Raw genomic sequence first — 16,069 nt, forward strand, 5'->3', positions numbered from 1 at the left:
GAACATCCCGCTTCGCGGGACGTTCCCAAAAACCAGGATCAACCCCTACAAGCCGACCCCACCAGGGTTGACGAAACAGATAGGGGCACCCCCCCGGACCCGCCCCCCACGAAGCAGTCGTAGAAGTGTCGTGGTGCGGAGTCTGCGGCACGGACCTCCACGAATACCTGGAAGGCCCCCACATGATCCGAGAGGGCCCCCACCCCCTCACCGGCACCAAACCACCCCTCGCCCTCGGCCACGAACTCAGCGGCACAGTGGTCGCGTTGGGCACCCCGGTACCCGGCATCACCATCGGAGACCGCGTCGCCGCGGACCCGGTCTGGCGCTGCGGCACCTGCTTCTGGTGCACGCGCGGCGAGTACCACATCTGCCCCAAGAGCGGCTCCGTGGGGCTCGCCTCCCCCGGCGCCTTCGCGGAACGCGTCACCGTCCCGCTGGCCGGCCTGACCCGCCTCCCGGACAACGTCAGCGACGAACTGGCCGCCGTAGCAGAGCCGCTGGCGGTAGGCCTGCACGCCGTGACCCGGGCCGGCGTCAAACCGGGCGACAACGTCCTCGTGGTCGGCGGCGGCCCGATCGGCGTGGCCGTGGTCCTGGCCGCCCAGATCGCGGGCGCCGCAGGCCTGTTCGTGAGCGAACCCCTCGCGGGTCGCCGCGGGATGCTGCTCGGCATCGGTGTCACCGAGGCCTTCGACCCGCGCGCGACGGACGTACGGCGCGAGGTGTTCGTGCGAACGAACCGCATCGGCCCGGACGTCGTGATCGACGCGACCGGCGTGCCCGCCCTCGCGGGCCAGGCCGTGTCGATCGTCCGGCGCGGCGGGCGGGTCGTACTCGCCGGCGTCGGGCACGGCAGCGTCGAGTTCGACATGGGCCAACTCGTGTTCTACGAGCGGTCGGTGGTCGGCACCCTCGGCTACAACTTCGACATCCCGCGTGATCGACCTGATGAGCACCGGACGTCTGGATGCCTCCGCCCTGATCACCGGCCGTTTTCCGCTCTCGGGAGGAGCCGGTGTCTTCGAGGACCTGGCCGCCGACCGGGCCAAGCACCTGAAGGTGCTGCTGACCCCGAAGGGACTGTGACATGGACTTCGACCTGCCCGAGGAGACCCTCGCTCTCCAGGACATGGTCCGCGAGTTCGCGGCCAACGAGATCACGCCCCACGCGGCCGAGTGGTCCGAGAACGAGATCTTCCCCACCAAGATCTTCACCAAGCTCGGCGAACTCGGCCTGATGGGCATGCTCGTGCCGGAGGAGTACGGCGGGGCGGGCTCGGACACGGTCACCTATGTCGCGGTGATGGAGGAACTCGGCACCGCCGACCAGTCCGTGGCCTCCTCGTGGAACGCGCACTCGACCATCGGCACGCTGCCGTTGCTCGCGTACGGCACCGAGGAACAGAAGCACCGCTGGCTGACCCCGCTGGCCAAGGGCGAGGCGATCGGCGCGTTCGGGCTGACCGAGCCGGAGGCCGGCTCCGACGCGGCCGGTATCGCGACCACCGCCCGCCGCGCGGACGGGGGTTGGGTGATCAACGGCACCAAGATGTTCATCACCAACGCAGGGACCGACATCAGCCAGGGCGTCACCCTGCTGGCCACGACCGGCAAGGGCGCGGACGGCCGCAAGGGGTACGCGACCTTCTACGTGCCGACCGGGACGCCCGGATACACGGTCGGCGCGAAGCTGAAGAAGCTCGGCTGGCACGCCATGGACACAAGGGAGTTGGTGTTCACCGACTGCTGGGTCGCCGACGACCATCTGATCGGCGAGGAGGGCAACGGACTGCGGCAGTTCCTGTCCGTGCTCGACGGCGGCCGGATCAGCGTCGCCGCGCTGGGCCTCTCGCTCGCGAAGGCGGCACTCGCCCTCGCGGTCAAACACGCCAAGGAACGGCACCAGTTCGGGCGTCCGCTCTCCGACTTCCAGGCGGTCGCGCACAAGATCGCGGACATCGGTACGGAGTACCAGGCGGCCCGCTGGATGGTGTACCGCGCCGCGTGGCTCGCCGACCGGGGCCGCCCGCACAGCACGGAGGCCGCGATGGCCAAGCTGTACGCCTCCGAGGTCGCCAACCGGGCGGCCTCGCAGGCACTTCAGATCCACGGCGGCTACGGGTACGTACGCGAGTCGGAGATCTCCCGTTTCTACGCCGACGCCAAGATCCTGGAGATCGGCGAGGGCACGAACGAGATCCAGCGCAATGTCATCGCCAAGGCCCTCGTCAAGGGCGCGTGAGGCGACGGGTCCCGCGGCGCGCCGAAGCGGCGGCGCACCGCGGATCCGGTCAGCTCGCGACGGAGACCGACTCCGACTCCCACAACGCCTCGGGATCGAGGGGCAGTTCGGGCCGGGCGTGCTTGAACTCGGCGGCCAGCGCCTCGACGTCCGGGAGTTCGCCGACGTTCGCGGCGAAACCGCGGAACAGGGTCGCGCAGTACTCGCCGGACAGGAACGCGGCGTCCCAGCTGCCGTCCGGCCGCACCCACTGGTAGGTGTGGTTGTGCAGGTTGAGGAACTGGAGGGTGGCCAGGTGCGGCTCGACCGCGCGGAAGGTCCCCTCCTCGACGGCCTCGGTGAGCAGCCCGGTGATCAGGTGCTCGAAGTCGGAGCGCTGCCGCAGCACGATCTCCAGCTCCTTGCCGCTGAGGCTGCGGTAGTCGTGTTCGTAGACCCAGATGTGGTCGAGTCTGCGGAAGATGATCGTCAGCAGCGACTCGGACAGCAGGCGCAGCCGCAGCAGCGGCACCTCGTCGAGGGCCGCGATCTCCTTGGCCCGGGCCAGCAGCGGGCCGAGCACCCGCGACTGGATCTCGATGAGCAGGTTCTCCTTGGAGCCGATGTAGTAGTACAGGGCACCCTTGGCGAGCCCGACCGCGCGGCCCAGGTCGTTGATGGAGGTCGCCGCGTAGCCCTGTTGCGCGAACAGGGACGCCGCGGTGTCGATGATCTTCTGGCGCCTGACTTCGAAGCCCGGCCCATGACCCGGCGGTCGTGGCATGTCTTCTCTCCCCTGGCTGTGACGACGTGCGTGCTGTCCCGGGTCCGCACGGGCGCCGCGTCACGGCACGCCCGGGGGAAGCGGATCCGGGGACGTCGCTCTAGTTTGCTAGACCAAACGGTACATTAAAGCGAGGACCGTATGACTCAGGCATCGCACCACATCGGCACCGGCTCCGGCACCGCACAGGCGGACCAGCTCCTGGAGATGTACCGGCGGATGCGCCGCATCCGGCGCTTCGAGGAGCGGGCGTCCGACCTGTACAGGGCGACGGAGATCCCGGGCTTCCTGCATCTGTCGATCGGCCAGGAGGCGAGCGCCGTGGGCGCCTGCTGGCCGCTCGGCGCGCGCGACGGCATCACCTCCACCCACCGCGGCCACGGCCACGTCCTGGCCAAGGGCCTGGACTCGGCGTCGATGATGGCCGAGCTGATGGGCAAGGACGCGGGCACCTGCCACGGCCGCGGCGGCTCGATGCACATCGCGGACCCCGGTCTCGGGATCTACGGCGCGAACGGCATCGTCGGCGCGGGCCTCCCGATCGCCGCAGGGGTCGCCACCACCGCGAAACTGCGGACGGCCGGTGACGTGGTGGTGGCGTTCTTCGGGGACGGGGCGGTGGCCCAGGGCATGTTCCACGAGGCCGTGAACCTGGCCGCCGTATGGGATCTGCCGGTCGTCTTCCTCTGTGAGAACAACCACTACTCCGAGTTCTCCCCCGCCGCCGAGCAGCACCGCGCCCCGCTCTCCGCGCGCGCCGCCGGGTACGGCATCGAGTACCAACACGTCGACGGCAACGACGTGCTGGCGGTCGCCCAGACCATGACCGGAGTGGTCGCCGGGCTGCGCGCGGGCGGCGGCCCGGTCCTCGTCGAGGCCGAGACCTACCGCTGGCACGGCCACTACGAGGGCGACCCCGAGCGCTACCGCCCCGCCGAGGAGGTCGCCGCCGCCAAGGAGCGCGACCCGCTGCTGATCGCCCGCCGCCGGCTGGACGCGGCGGCTGCCGACGCCGTGGACGAGGAGATCGACAAGGAGACAGAGGCGGCGATCGACTGGGCGAGGAGCCTGCCGGAACCCGCCCCAGAGACCCTGCACGACTACGTCTCGGCCCCCCGCCTCCCGATCCCCGAGCCCGCGCCGCTCCCGGCCGACGCCGAGATCTTCCGGTCCATGGACGCCGTACGACTGGCCCTGAAGCACGAACTCACCACGGATCCCAGCGTGTTCGTCGCCGGCATCGATGTCGGAGCGGGCGGCAACGTCTTCGGGCTCACCCGCGGACTCGCCCAGGCCTTCCCCGGCCGGGTGCGGGACACGCCGATCAGCGAGAGCGCCATCGTCGGTACGGCGGTGGGGGCGGCGATGGCCGGGATGAAGCCGGTGGTCGAGATCATGTACATGGACTTCATCGGCGTCTGCCTCGACATGCTCCTCAACCAGGCCGCCAAACTCCGCTTCATGACCGGCGGCCGGGCCTCCATGCCGCTGGTCGTCCGCACCCAGTTCGGCGCCGGCCGCTCCTCGGGCAGCCAGCACTCGCAGAGCCTGGAGGCGCTGCTCGCGCACATCCCCGGGCTGACGGTGGTGATGCCGTCCAACCCCGCTGACACCTATGGCCTGTTGCGCGCCGCGGTCCAGGACCCCAACCCGGTGGTCTTCGTCGAGAACCGCCTCCAGTACGGCCTCAAGGGCCCCAAGCCCCCGGCCGACCACCTGATCCCGCTGGGGAGGGCCAAGGTGATCCGCGAGGGCACCGACCTCACGCTCGTCTCCTGGTCGCGAATGGTCCAGGACGCCCTGGCGGCAGCCGAGTTGCTCGCCGGGGAGGGCATCAGCGTCGAGGTGATCGACCTGCGCACCATCGCCCCGCTGGACCGCGAGACCGTCCTCGCCTCGCTCGCCAAGACCAACCGCCTGGTCATCGCGCACGAGGCGGTACGCGACTTCGGCGTCGGCGCGGAACTCTCCGCGATGGCCGTCGACGAGGGCTTCTGGCACCTGGACGCCCCAGTCACCCGCGTGGCCCCGCCGTCCGTCCCGGCGCCGTACGCCCCCTCGCTGGAGCGCGTCTGGCTGCCGTCGCGGGACACGATCGCGGACACGGTGCGGCGGATCGCCGCGGTCTGAGCAGGGACGAGCGGTTCTACGACGGGAAGGGCCCCCAGAATCTCTGGGGGCCCTTCCCGTCGTAGCGGCTGTCAGGCGGTCAGACGGTCGCGACCGGCGTCAGCGGACTGCCCTGTGTGCCGGGCAGGTTGAGCGGGGGCGCGGTGAGCAGGAAGCGGCTGCGGTTGTGCTCCCGCAGCCAGGCCGCGAGCTTCTCCAGGTACCACAACTCGCCCAGGGGAACGCCCAGTTTGAAGAGGCAGAGGTTGTGGATCGGGAGCAGCGAGTGCGGGGTGTTGCCCTCGGGGCCGACGCCCACGCCCTCGACGGCGTAGTTGTCCGAGATCAGCGCCGAGATCTGCGAGTCGGCGATCCACTCCAGCAGCGCCGGGTCGAACGCGTCGAGGTAGGAGGCCGTGGTGTGGATGCCCACGGGGTCGGGGTTCTTGCCCCAGGCCATCACGGCGGTGTCGAACCCGGTGTGCAGGAGGAGCATGTCGCCGGGTTCGACGACGATGTTGTCCGCCGCCATGATCTCCTGAAGGGTCTTCAGGTTGACCGGCTGCCAGGTGTTGCCCAGGTGGTGGGCGAGGTCGATCAGGACGCCCCGGCCCTGGACCCCGCGCTCCGCCATGTGCTCGAGGCCGAGGTGGCGGGCGAAGCCGAGGGTGCCGCTGCCGTCGCCCTTGGCGTCCTCCTGCGGTCCGACGATGTCGACGTCGGCGCGGTACCCGTTGTAGTAGACCGCCTCCTCGACGCCGTCACCGTCGGCGTCGAACTCCTGGCCCTGGTGGGCGAGTGCGTCCCACTGCGTCGAGTACTGGAGCCAGAGGGTCACCACGTCGTCGGACCAGACGTCCCTGAGGTGCGGCGAGAAGTGCTCGCGCGCCTTGATGTTGTAGAAGACGTCCTGCTTGTGTTCGAGGTCCTCGGTGGGCCGCAGGAGCGGAGGGTAGCGCCGCTGGTTCAGCTCGCTCCCGCCCGGATAGTCGAGCGGCAGGCTCAGGCTGAAGCTGATGCCGTGCTCGACCTCGCGGACCCCTTGGAGCACCTTCTCGGGAGTGAGCAGGTTGATACGACCCAGTTCGTCGCCCTCACCCCAATCGCCCCACGTAGAGCCCGGCGGACGCTGCTTCCAACGCTTCGTCATGATCACGCCTCCTTCGGCGACAGTCCCCGTTGACCAGCCGCCCGCATGTTATTTGTGATTGTACCGATCGGTCAACGAATCCTGCGCACCCCCTCCCTTTATCTTCGACTCATCAATAGACCGAGTGGTCGAAACACCCGACCTTGGAGCGAAGAATGAGCGAATCCACACAGGCGTGGGTCGTGGCGGGCGTACGGGCCGTGCTCGGCGCGCACACCCAGGCCCAGGACGCCGGCCGCACCGACGACCTCGTCGCGCTGTACACGCCCGACGCCGTCCTGGAGATCCCGGGCATGGACCCGGTCCAGGGGCGCGACGCGATCCACGCGGCCTTCAAGGGCTGGGAGCCGGTCCAGCCGCAGCTCCACCTGGTGACCAACACCGTCGTGACGTCCACGGGCGAGGACGAGGCCCGCGCGCTGAGCGACGTGGTCTTCCTCCAGCGCGGCGAGACGGGCTGGGCGATCGGCGTGGTCGGGCACTACGACGACACCCTGCACCGCCAGGACGGCACCTGGCTGCTGCACCGCAGGAAGACCACGTACCAGGCGTAACGGCCGTCCTCGGCAATCCCGTTGACCTTCTCGATCTTGGAGTGAGATGACCACATCGATCGACGCGTCCGTCGCGGCGGCCGTCCAGACCGCCATCGCGGCCTACGCCCAGGCCCTGGACGCCGGGCGGGCCGACGAGATCGCCGCCCTGTACACCCCCGACGGCGTCGCCGAGATCGTCGGCATGGCCAGGTTCGAGGGCCGGGAGGCGATACGGCAGGGCTTCGGCGGCTTCGCACCCCAGACGCCGCAGTTGCACCTGATCGCCAACACCGTCGTCACCTCCGCCACCGAGGACGAGGCGACCGCCACCAGCAACCTGGCCTTCTTCGCGCGCGGCAAGGCCGGCTGGACGGTACAGACGGTCGGACGCTACGACGACGTCCTGCGCCGGCACGACGGCGCATGGCTGTTCCAGCACCGGGTCACGACGTTCGCGGAGTAGACCTCGGCGGAAGCCCGGATGCCCGTGCCGCCCACGTCCAGGGCGGCACGGGCATCCGGGCGTTCAGGCTTCCGGGTGCTCGGCCTTGGACAGGACGAAGGTCGGGAAGTCGTTCTGCCTGACGGCGTTGATCGTCTCCTGGAGCGCCCAGCGGCCCGTCGGGTTGAGGAGCTGCTTGACCGGCTTGCCGGGGATGTTGCCGCCGTAGAAGTAGCTGCTCTCCAGGAAGGAGGACATCGTGCTGTTGTTCATGGCGTCCGTCCACTCCTCCTCGGCGGCCTCGGTGACCTCGATGACGTCGTAGCCGCTGTCGCGGGTGTGGACGATGACCTCGGTGATGATCTCGACCTGGTCGCCGGCGTAGCGCGGGTTGTTGCCGGTCGCGCCGTGCGGGCCGCCGGGGAAGAAGAAGTTGGGGAAGCCGGCCCCATGCTCGCGGGCCCGAAACCGGTCGACCTGGTGGAGGCGCTCGCGCTGCCGCTGCCCTCGCTGATGATCTGCGCGCTGCTCGGAGTGCCGTACGAGGACCACGAGTTCTTCCAGGAGCACGCCTCGCTGGCGACCCGCAGCGACAAGACCGCCGAGCAGGACCGGACGGCCATGGAAGCGCTGGGCGGCTATCTGGCCGGGCTGCTGCAGAAGCGGATGGAGGAGCCGAGCGACGACGTCATCTCGGACTTCGCCGGGCGGATCAAGGCGGGCGAAGTCACCCTGCCCGAGGCCGTCATGCTCTGCATGATCCTGCTGATCGCCGGTCACGAGACCAGCGCCAGCATGATCACCCTGGGCACCGCCCTGCTGCTGCAGAACCCCGGACAACTCGCCCTGCTGCGCGGGACGGACGACCCGAAGGCCGTCGCCAACGCGGTCGAGGAGATCCTGCGCTATCTGACGATCCCGGCCCTCGGCCAGCGGCGGATCGCCGCCGAGGACATCGAGATCGAGGGCGTCACCATCAAGGCCGGCGAGGGCATCGTCGTCCCGCTGCCCGCGGGCAACTGGGACCCGGCGGCCTTCCCCGAGCCGGAGAAGTTCGGCATCACCCGCGAGGCCCGGCACCACCACGCCTTCGCCTGGGGCATCCACCAGTGCCTCGGCCAGCAGCTCGCCCGCATCGAACTGCAGGTCGTCTACGGCACGTTGTACCGCCGCGTCCCGACCCTGCGCCTCGCGGTCGGCTTCGACGAGCTGAGGTTCCGCCGGGACGACGCGCTCGCCTACGGCATTCACGAGCTGCCGGTCACCTGGTAGCCACCCCACGCCTTCCCGCACACAACTGGAGTCACCCATGAGCGAGTTCGGCTTCGAAGGACGCGTCGCCGTCGTCACCGGCGCGGGCCGTGGCCTCGGCCGCGCCTACGCCCGTCTGCTGGCGGAGCGCGGGGCGAAGGTCGTCGTCAACGACCTGGGCGGGTCGATGGAGGGCGAGGGCTCCGACGCCGGACCCGCGCAGAAGGTCGTCGACGGGATCATCGCCGCGGGCGGCCAGGCCGTGGCCGACACCCACGACGTCTCCACGCAGGCCGGCGGCGAGGCCATCGTCGACACCGCGATCCAGAGCTTCGGGCGGATCGACGTCCTCGTCAACAACGCCGGGATCATCCGCTACGCGGGCCTGCCGGAGATCGAACTCGACAACCTGGAACGGCACTTGGCCGTCCACCTCCTCGGTTCCTTCAACACGATGCGGGCCGCCTGGCCGCACTTCGTGGAGCAGGGCTACGGCCGGGTCGTCCTGACCACCTCCAGCGGCATGTTCGGCATGGACAACAACCTGTCCTACGCCGCCGCGAAGGCGGGCACGGTCGGCATGGCACGCAGCGCGAAACTGGCGGGCGAGCCGCACGACATCAAGGTCAACCTGATCGCGCCGGCCGCGATGACCCGGATGGGCGGCGGCCCCGAGGAGGAGCCCGCCGAGACCGCGGAGGGCATGCCGTACATGCCGTCGTCGGCGGTGGCGCCGATGGTGGCCTACCTCGCGCACGAGAGCGTCCCGGTGAGCGGGGAGATCTACACGGCCGGTGCGGGGCGGTTCGCGCGGGTCTTCCTGGCCTCGACGGAGGGGTACGCGCACGAGGGCGGCGCGGCCTCCGTCGAGGACGTCGCGAAGAACTGGGACGCGATCAACGACGAGAAGGGCTACTACGTGCCCGCAGACCTGATGGCGTGGTCCGGCTCGTTCCTCAAGCACCAGTTCGGCTAGGACGGACGGGGGGAGGCGGTGAGCCGCCCCGCCTCCCCCTGTCGCCTCAGGTGGTCGCGCGGCCCGCGATGTGCCACTTCGACGGCAGCTCGATGCGGGCGCCGTCGGCCCTGAACTCGGTGGTGATCAGGGGGAGTTCACCGCTCGCGAGAATGGCGAGGCCGGCCGCGCGGAGGAGTTCGGGCACCTCGCCGTCGGAAACCTCGCCGGGGGCGAGGCCGTGGCGGAGGATCGGGGCGAGCTTCGCGGGCGGCCCCTCCGGGTCCTGGGACAGGCCTCCGATGATCGGGCGGGCGGCCTCGGCGAGTTCGACGAGGAAGAGACGGCCGCGCTCTCCGACGAGTGTGGCGATCCCGTCCACCAGCGGCTGCCGGTCGTCGGGGTCGACCTGGTGCAGCACGCCCCTCATGTAGACGTTGGCGTCGCCGAGTTCGGCGTGCAGTGTCTCGACCTCGGTCTTGTCGGTCGCGTCCAGCAGCCGGTAGGTCGCCTGCCCCGCCGGGTCCGCACGCCTGGCGTGGTCGACGGCCGCGGCGGACAGGTCGGCGCCCACGACGTGGTTGAACCGGTCGGCGAGGAACCGGGTCTGAGTGCCGTTGCCGCAGCCGAGGTCGATCATCTGGAGGCCGGGGTCCCGCAACTTCGGTTCGAACAGGGCGAGATGGAGTCCGACGGTCTGGGTCGGCGACGCGTCCCAGAAGACGGCCCCCTGTTCCTCGGGCGCCTCGCGCCAGAAACCCTCCCAGGCGTCCCGGTACCGACTCGTCACGCTCATGCCCAACTCCCCAGGATACAAGGCCGTTCCGCCGTAAGTGACGGGCCAGTACGGTCTATCGCGCCCTGGTCCCGCTCACAAGCACGCGGCGCATTCCTTCACCGCTCATTCGACCCGTGTACGCCGGTGTGCGCCTCGTGCGCCCCCGCCGTCACCTGCGCGTCAGCGGCGCGGCAGGGTGAGTTCGAACCAGACGGTCTTGCCGGCGGTGGTACGGCTGGCGCCCCACTCACGGGCGAGTCCACCGACCACGTGCAGTCCGCGGCCGAACTCGTCGCCCGGGCCCGCGCTGAGCAGGGTCGGCAGGGTGGGGTCGTCGTCGTCCACCTCGCACAGCAGGGTGTCGCCGCGCACGAGGCGCAGTTCGATCCGGCGGCCGTGGGAGTGCCGTACGGCGTTGGTGACCAGCTCGTCGGCCAACAGGGCCGCGGTGTCGGCGAGTTTGGCGAGGCCCCACTCGTGGAGCTGTTCGCGGACCACCGCGCGGGCCCGGCCGGCCTCGGCCGGGTCGAGGGCGAGCCGCCATTCGGCGACGTCGTCCGGCTCGATGCCGTTCAGGCGGGCCATCAGGAGAGCGACGTCGTCCTTGCGGCCGCCGCGTGTGTTGAGGGAGCGGATGATCGTGTCGCAGGCGTCGTCCATGGACGCGGCCGGATGTGCGGCCGACTCGCTCAGCGTCGCGAGTCCTACGCCGATGTCCTCGCCCCGCACCTCCACCAGACCGTCGGTGCACATCACCAGCCGGTCGCCGGGGTCCACACGCACGCGTACCGACTCGAAGGGCACCCCGCCGACGCCGATGGGCGCGCCCGTGGGCAGGTCGAGCAGTTCGCTGCGGCCGTCCCGGGCCCGCACGATCACCGGCGGGATGTGTCCCGCGTTGGCGATGTGGAGTTCGCCCGCGATCGGGTCGTAGACGACGTACAGGCAGGTCGCGAGGTAGTTGTCGCCGAGGCGCTGCGCCAAGTCGTCCAGGTTGCGCAGGAGTTGGGCGGGCGGGAGGTCCATGGCGGCCATGGTCTGTACGGCGGTGCGCAACTGGCCCATCATGGCTGCCGAGTTGAGGCCGTGGCCCATGACGTCGCCGACGACGAGCGCGGTGCGGGCGCCGGGCAGTTTCACCGAGTCGAACCAGTCGCCGCCCACGCGTCCGAGGAGCGTGCCCGGCAGGTAGCGGGTGGCGATGTCGCAGCCCGCCATGCGTGCCGGGATGTGCGGCAGCATGCTGTCCTGGAGGGTCTCGGCGACGGACTCCTGGTAGGTGTACATACGCGCGTTGTCGAGCACGAGGCCCGCGCGGGCGGCGAGTTCGGCGCCGGTGACGCGGTCCATGTCGTTGAACTCGACGCGCTCGGGGTGGCGCAGCAGGATCATGAAGCCGAGGACGACATTGCGCGCCTTGAGCGGGACGACCAGCATGGAGCGGCCGGTGATCAGCGGCCGGATGTCGCGCTTCTCGAACTGCGAGGCGATCATGTGCCCCATCTGCTCGCTGATGCGCGGCACGAGGACGGGGTCGCCGGTGGTCATGCACTGGAAGAACGGGGTGTGCGCCGGGAACGGCATGGCCTCGCCGACCGGTACGACGTCGTCCCAGCGGCCGGGTTCGTCGGTGTGCTCCAGGGCGACCCGGTGCCACATGGTGGTGGTGTCCGGCACACCGTCGGGAAACCCCTCGCCTGCGACGACCTGTTCGCGCAGATAGGTGCCGGCGACATCCGTGAAGCGGGGTACGACGGCCCGGCTGACCTCGAGGATGGTGGTGGCGAGGTCGAGCGAGGTGCCGATGCGTCCGCTGACCTCGTTGAGGAACTCCAGGCGCTCGCGTACGGCGACGTATTCGAGGTCCTCGCGCTCGTCCACGACCTCCTCGGGCAGGGGCAGGCCCTCGGCGGCCGCGAGGGCGGCCCGCTCGCGGCGCGCCTTGCGCTCGGCGCGGCGGGCGACGCCCCAGTCGGGGGTCACGGGCACCCGCTCGTTCTGGCTGAACTCCAGGACGGGATAGCCGAGTTCGAGGACCTGGGCGACGATGCGGGCGCTTTCGTCGACGCTCATGCTGGGCAGGATCTCGGGGAGCCTGCGGGCGAGTTCGTCGGCGCCCGGGAAGTCGGTGTGGTGCGCGAAGGCGGGTGCTATGCGCTCGAAGGCGCCGTCCGCCTCGGGGAGGTCCTCGCGCAGGCCGCCCGCGTCGGCGGCGAGTACGAGCAGCCGCTCCCGGCCGGGGCCGACCAGGGGGTACGCCCACCACAGGACGTCCACGCGATCGCTCGCCGAGTCTTCGGCCGGGGTGACCCCCGTCTCGCCTCGCTCGGGCACGGTGAGGCGGGCGCGTCCGGCGGCCGGGTAGGACAGCTGTCCGTCGAGGGAGGACTCCAGGTCCGGGCCCAGACCGTCGTAGGACGCGAACACGCCGTAGGGGCTGGTCTCTTCGTCGTCGGGCAGGGCGCCTGAGACGGGGAGCAGGTCGACCGCCGTCTGGCCGATCGCCTCTTCCTTGGTGGTGCCGAACAGTCGCCGGGCGCCTCGGCTCCAGTGCGAGACGAGTCCGTCGCGGTCGATGAGGATCACGGCCAGCGGGATACGGCCCGCCGCGGTGTGCTCGCTCACCACGTCGTCCCCGGCTCCGCGGCCGGGAGGCGCCTCCCGCTCGGTGCCACGTCCATGGCCCAGGCCCTCTCTCCCCACGGCTCCGCAAGATCTGTGCCGCCACCCACCACGCTACGGGGACGGCCGGTGGCGATGTGCGGCATTCCTGGAATTGGTTCCATCCGATCCGCACCGGCGTGCGCCTGCGCGCCCCGTGGGGCAGGGGGTCAGTCCTCGTGACCGAGTTGCAGATCGCGCTCGGTGCGTCCCCCGCCCGCCACCTGGAGCACGGTGGCCACGGGCGGATACCCCGCGGCGATCACCGTGTATTCGCCCGAGGACAGGTCGACGAACCGGAAGGTGCCGTCGGGTCCGGTGGTGAGGGTGTCGACGACGTTGCCGGCCGCGTCCAGGAGGGTCACGCGCGCGTCCTCGACGGGCCGCCCGCCGCTCGCCCGGACGGTGCCGCGCAGCACGGAGCCGCCGGCGAGTTCGACGTCCTGCCGGGTCTCGCGGGAAGCCTGCACGCTGACCGGTAGGGCGGCCGGGCGGAACGCGGGCGCGCTGGCCGCGAGGGTGTACTCGCCGGCGACCAACTCGCTGATCACATAGCCGCCTTCGCGCCCGCTGCGGCTACTGGCGACGACCTCGCCGTGCACATTGGTGAGCGTCACGGCGGCCTCCCGCACCGGGGTGCCGTCCGCGGTCAGCACACTCCCGGCGAGGCGTCCGGCGCCGCCGAGGACGACATCGAGTTCGACGGGCCGCTCGCCCACGGTCACCGACACCGCCTGCGGCTGGTGCCCGCCGGCCGCCGCGATCAGGACGTACGACCCGGAGCCGGGCGTCGACAGCGCGTACCGCCCGTCCGAACCGCTGGCACCGCGCCCGATCTGCTGCCCGGAGACGTCGATGAGGGTGAGCGCGGCCCGGGGCACGACGGTCCCGTCGGGGTGCTGCACCCTGCCGCAGACGGGGATTCCGGCGGCGTATCCCGAACGGGCCTGCGGGATCGGGGAGTTGAAGGGCGCGGTCTCCGAGGTCTCGGCGGGGGCGTTGTGGGACACCAGTGGTTTCTCCTTGAGGAAGAAGGCGATGAGCAGGCCGAGGGCGAGCACCGGCACCAGGTAGAGGAAGATCCGGGGCATCGCGTCGGCATAGGCCCGGATGTAGCTGTCGCGCAGCGCCGGGGGCAGCGCGTGGACGAGCTGCGGGGTGATGGACTCGGGGTCGGGGAGACCGGCGCCCGCGCCAGCGGGGAGGCGTTCGCGCAGCGCGCCGGTGAGCCGGTCGGCGAAGAGGGTGCCGAAGACGGCGGCGCCGACGCTGCCGCCGATCTGCCGGAAGTAGTTGTTGGCGCTGGTGGCGGTGCCGAGGTCGGTGGGCCCCACGGAGTTCTGCACGGCGAGGACGAGGACTGGCATCACCAGGCCGATACCGGCCCCGAGGACGGCCATCCAGACGCTGTACTGCAACCGGGACGTGTCCACTTCGAGCCGGGACAGCAGCCACATGCCGAGCGCGGCGAGGGCGCTGCCGAGGATCGGGTAGATCTTGTACCGGCCGGTGTGGCTGATGAGCTGGCCGGAGATGATGGACGCGCCGACGATGCCGCCCATCATGGGCAGCATCAGCAGTCCGGACTCCGTCGCGCTCGCCCCGTCGACCATCTGCAGGAAGGTCGGCAGATAGCTGGCGGCCCCGAACAGCGCGACCCCGATCACCAGGCCCACCAGAGCGGTGACGTCGAAGACGGGGTCCCTGAACAGCCGTAGCGGGATGAGGGGTTCGGGCGCGAAGCGCTCGGCGACGAGGAAGAGGACGGCGGCGGCCACGGCTCCCGCGCCGAGACCGAGGATGACGCGCGAGCCCCAGGCGTACTCGGTCCCGCCCCAACTGGTCAGCAGGACGAGGCACGTCGACGCGGCGGCGAGGAGCAGCGCGCCGAGGATGTCGAGGCGGGCCCTGGCGGTGGGTTTGGGCAGTTTCAGTACGACGGTCACGACGGCCAGAGTCACCACGCCGAAGGGCACGTTGACGTAGAAGCACCAACGCCAGGAGAGGTGGTCCGTGAAGTAGCCGCCGAGCAACGGGCCAGCGACGGAGGCGAGTCCGAAGGTGGCGCCGATCAGGCCCATGAAACGGCCGCGCTGCCGGGGCGGCACGATGTCCGCGATGATCGCCTGCACGCCGATCATGAGCCCGCCCGCGCCGATGCCCTGCACCGCGCGGAACGCGATGAGTTGGTCCATGGACTGGGCGCGGCCCGCGAGCGCGGAGCCGACCACGAAGACCGCGATCGCGAACTGGAACACGCTCTTGCGGCCGAGGAGGTCGCCGAGTTTGCCGTAGACCGGGAGTCCGACCGTGGAGGTGAGGAGGTAGGCGGTGATCGCCCAGGACATCTTGTCCAGGCCGTGCAGCTCGCCGACGATCTTCGGGAGGGCGGTCGCGACGATCATCTGGTCGAGGGCGGCGAGGAGCAGCGCGAGCATGAGACCGAGGAAGACCAACCGCACGCGGCGCGGGCTGAGTTCGGCCCTCTCGACGGGTGCGGGGACCGGGGTCTCCGGAGGTGTCGAGGGCCGTTCGTCCTGCACCAGAGTCGTCCCGCCCACGTACCGCTCCCCTCGTCGCGCCTGCCGCACAATTCCCGCTTTGGGCGACAACTGCGTGCAAGCGTGACGAGTTACGGCGTACGCCCGGCTCGAACGGAGATCCACTCGAACCGGTGAGGAACGCTGCCGGAGCGTCAACGCGCCCTGGAGGCTTGGCCCTTGGGGTCTACTTCTCGACCTCGGCGGCGAGCCTGTCGAGAACCAGGTCGTAGATCCGGCCGAGGCCCTTGGGCGCGAAGGTGCGCTCGAAGAAGCCGCCGATGCCGGTGGCGCCGTTCCAGGTGCTGGTCACGACGACGCGGGACTTGCCCTCGCCGGCCGGGGTGACCCGCCAGGTGGTGACCATGGTGGAGTTGCGGTCCTTCTCGACCAGTTCACCGTCGGTCGGCTCGCCGACCTCCAGGAGGCAGTCGCGGACGCGCTTGCTGGTGGCCTGGAGCTTCCAGTGGACGAGGGTGCCCTCGCCGTCGCCGCCCTCACGCACCTCGTACTCGCTGAACTGCTCGGGCAGCAGCTTCGCGCGCGTGCCGGTGTAGTCGGCGAGGGCGTCGAACACCTTCTCCGCGTCGGCTGCGACGACCCGCTCGGTGGTGGCCTCGACCTGCGCCATTTCATTCC

Annotated in this window: 14 protein-coding genes and 1 pseudogene; 8 read left to right on the plus strand and 7 right to left on the minus strand. The window is 70.6% G+C overall.

Going from position 1 to position 16,069, the window contains the following annotated elements; genetic code table 11:
• Positions 1–125: 125 nt before the first annotated feature.
• The 3 genes and pseudogenes from AB0I51_RS43320 to AB0I51_RS43330 form a co-directional block, all read left to right on the plus strand.
• A pseudogene (locus AB0I51_RS43320) lies at positions 126–866 on the plus strand (alcohol dehydrogenase catalytic domain-containing protein); the annotation flags it as partial.
• An 85-nt stretch (positions 867–951) separates the two neighbouring features.
• On the plus strand, positions 952–1,089 hold the full coding sequence (locus AB0I51_RS43325) for a hypothetical protein (protein ID WP_362984270.1): 138 nt from the start codon (positions 952–954) through the stop codon (positions 1,087–1,089).
• A 1-nt stretch (position 1,090) separates the two neighbouring features.
• Positions 1,091–2,245: an acyl-CoA dehydrogenase family protein gene (locus tag AB0I51_RS43330; RefSeq protein ID WP_362984186.1), complete on the plus strand. Its 1,155-nt coding sequence runs from the start codon at positions 1,091–1,093 to the stop codon at positions 2,243–2,245.
• 49 nt (positions 2,246–2,294) lie between these two features.
• Here the strand turns inward: AB0I51_RS43330 and AB0I51_RS43335 are convergent, their stop codons facing one another.
• On the minus strand, positions 2,295–3,008 hold the full coding sequence (locus tag AB0I51_RS43335; protein ID WP_362984188.1) for a TetR/AcrR family transcriptional regulator: 714 nt from the start codon (positions 3,006–3,008) through the stop codon (positions 2,295–2,297).
• Between the two features lie 141 nt (positions 3,009–3,149).
• Between AB0I51_RS43335 and AB0I51_RS43340 the strand changes: the two genes are divergently transcribed.
• Positions 3,150–5,138, plus strand: a complete 1,989-nt coding sequence (locus tag AB0I51_RS43340) for a dehydrogenase E1 component subunit alpha/beta (RefSeq protein WP_362984190.1) — start codon at positions 3,150–3,152, stop codon at positions 5,136–5,138.
• A gap of 79 nt (positions 5,139–5,217) precedes the next feature.
• Here AB0I51_RS43340 and AB0I51_RS43345 read toward each other — a convergent pair whose 3' ends face one another.
• Complete coding sequence (locus AB0I51_RS43345) at positions 5,218–6,267, minus strand: cyclase family protein (protein WP_362984192.1); 1,050 nt, start codon at positions 6,265–6,267, stop codon at positions 5,218–5,220.
• A 155-nt stretch (positions 6,268–6,422) separates the two neighbouring features.
• On the opposite strand from AB0I51_RS43345, the gene AB0I51_RS43350 reads away from it, so the two are divergent.
• Complete coding sequence (locus AB0I51_RS43350) at positions 6,423–6,821, plus strand: nuclear transport factor 2 family protein (RefSeq protein WP_362984194.1); 399 nt, start codon at positions 6,423–6,425, stop codon at positions 6,819–6,821.
• 46 nt (positions 6,822–6,867) lie between these two features.
• The gene (locus AB0I51_RS43355) at positions 6,868–7,266 is read left to right on the plus strand and encodes a nuclear transport factor 2 family protein (RefSeq protein ID WP_362984196.1); all 399 of its coding nucleotides are present in this window, start codon (positions 6,868–6,870) and stop codon (positions 7,264–7,266) included.
• A gap of 63 nt (positions 7,267–7,329) precedes the next feature.
• Here AB0I51_RS43355 and AB0I51_RS43360 read toward each other — a convergent pair whose 3' ends face one another.
• The gene (locus tag AB0I51_RS43360; RefSeq protein ID WP_362984198.1) at positions 7,330–7,815 is read right to left on the minus strand and encodes a hypothetical protein; all 486 of its coding nucleotides are present in this window, start codon (positions 7,813–7,815) and stop codon (positions 7,330–7,332) included.
• Here AB0I51_RS43360 and AB0I51_RS43365 point away from each other — a divergent pair.
• Positions 7,780–8,517: a cytochrome P450 gene (locus AB0I51_RS43365; RefSeq protein ID WP_362984200.1), complete on the plus strand. Its 738-nt coding sequence runs from the start codon at positions 7,780–7,782 to the stop codon at positions 8,515–8,517. The two genes, AB0I51_RS43360 and AB0I51_RS43365, sit on opposite strands and share 36 nt — an antisense overlap.
• A gap of 37 nt (positions 8,518–8,554) precedes the next feature.
• A complete protein-coding gene (locus AB0I51_RS43370) occupies positions 8,555–9,472 on the plus strand; it encodes an SDR family NAD(P)-dependent oxidoreductase (protein WP_362984202.1) in 918 nt (305 codons plus the stop codon).
• 46 nt (positions 9,473–9,518) lie between these two features.
• Here the strand turns inward: AB0I51_RS43370 and AB0I51_RS43375 are convergent, their stop codons facing one another.
• The 4 genes from AB0I51_RS43375 to AB0I51_RS43390 form a co-directional block, all read right to left on the minus strand.
• On the minus strand, positions 9,519–10,247 hold the full coding sequence (locus AB0I51_RS43375) for a class I SAM-dependent methyltransferase (protein WP_362984204.1): 729 nt from the start codon (positions 10,245–10,247) through the stop codon (positions 9,519–9,521).
• Between the two features lie 162 nt (positions 10,248–10,409).
• Complete coding sequence (locus tag AB0I51_RS43380; RefSeq protein ID WP_362984206.1) at positions 10,410–12,854, minus strand: SpoIIE family protein phosphatase; 2,445 nt, start codon at positions 12,852–12,854, stop codon at positions 10,410–10,412.
• Positions 12,855–13,060: 206 nt separating this feature from the next.
• Complete coding sequence (locus tag AB0I51_RS43385) at positions 13,061–15,451, minus strand: MFS transporter (protein WP_362984208.1); 2,391 nt, start codon at positions 15,449–15,451, stop codon at positions 13,061–13,063.
• A 166-nt stretch (positions 15,452–15,617) separates the two neighbouring features.
• Complete coding sequence (locus AB0I51_RS43390; protein ID WP_362984210.1) at positions 15,618–16,061, minus strand: SRPBCC family protein; 444 nt, start codon at positions 16,059–16,061, stop codon at positions 15,618–15,620.
• Positions 16,062–16,069: the final 8 nt, after the last annotated feature.

It is taken from the genome of Streptomyces sp. NPDC050549 (assembly GCF_040655035.1).
Lineage (GTDB): Bacteria > Actinomycetota > Actinomycetes > Streptomycetales > Streptomycetaceae > Streptomyces.

Excerpts from the sequence above, each read along its gene's own strand:
- AB0I51_RS43325 (WP_362984270.1), top strand. The coding sequence starts at position 952 with ATGAGCACCGGACGTCTGGATGCCTCCGCCCTGATCACCGGCCGTTTT.
- AB0I51_RS43330 (WP_362984186.1), top strand. The coding sequence starts at position 1,091 with ATGGACTTCGACCTGCCCGAGGAGACCCTCGCTCTCCAGGACATGGTC.
- AB0I51_RS43335 (WP_362984188.1), bottom strand. The coding sequence starts at position 3,008 with ATGCCACGACCGCCGGGTCATGGGCCGGGCTTCGAAGTCAGGCGCCAG.
- AB0I51_RS43340 (WP_362984190.1), top strand. The coding sequence starts at position 3,150 with ATGACTCAGGCATCGCACCACATCGGCACCGGCTCCGGCACCGCACAG.
- AB0I51_RS43345 (WP_362984192.1), bottom strand. The coding sequence starts at position 6,267 with ATGACGAAGCGTTGGAAGCAGCGTCCGCCGGGCTCTACGTGGGGCGAT.
- AB0I51_RS43350 (WP_362984194.1), top strand. The coding sequence starts at position 6,423 with ATGAGCGAATCCACACAGGCGTGGGTCGTGGCGGGCGTACGGGCCGTG.
- AB0I51_RS43355 (WP_362984196.1), top strand. The coding sequence starts at position 6,868 with ATGACCACATCGATCGACGCGTCCGTCGCGGCGGCCGTCCAGACCGCC.
- AB0I51_RS43370 (WP_362984202.1), top strand. The coding sequence starts at position 8,555 with ATGAGCGAGTTCGGCTTCGAAGGACGCGTCGCCGTCGTCACCGGCGCG.
- AB0I51_RS43375 (WP_362984204.1), bottom strand. The coding sequence starts at position 10,247 with ATGAGCGTGACGAGTCGGTACCGGGACGCCTGGGAGGGTTTCTGGCGC.
- AB0I51_RS43390 (WP_362984210.1), bottom strand. The coding sequence starts at position 16,061 with ATGGCGCAGGTCGAGGCCACCACCGAGCGGGTCGTCGCAGCCGACGCG.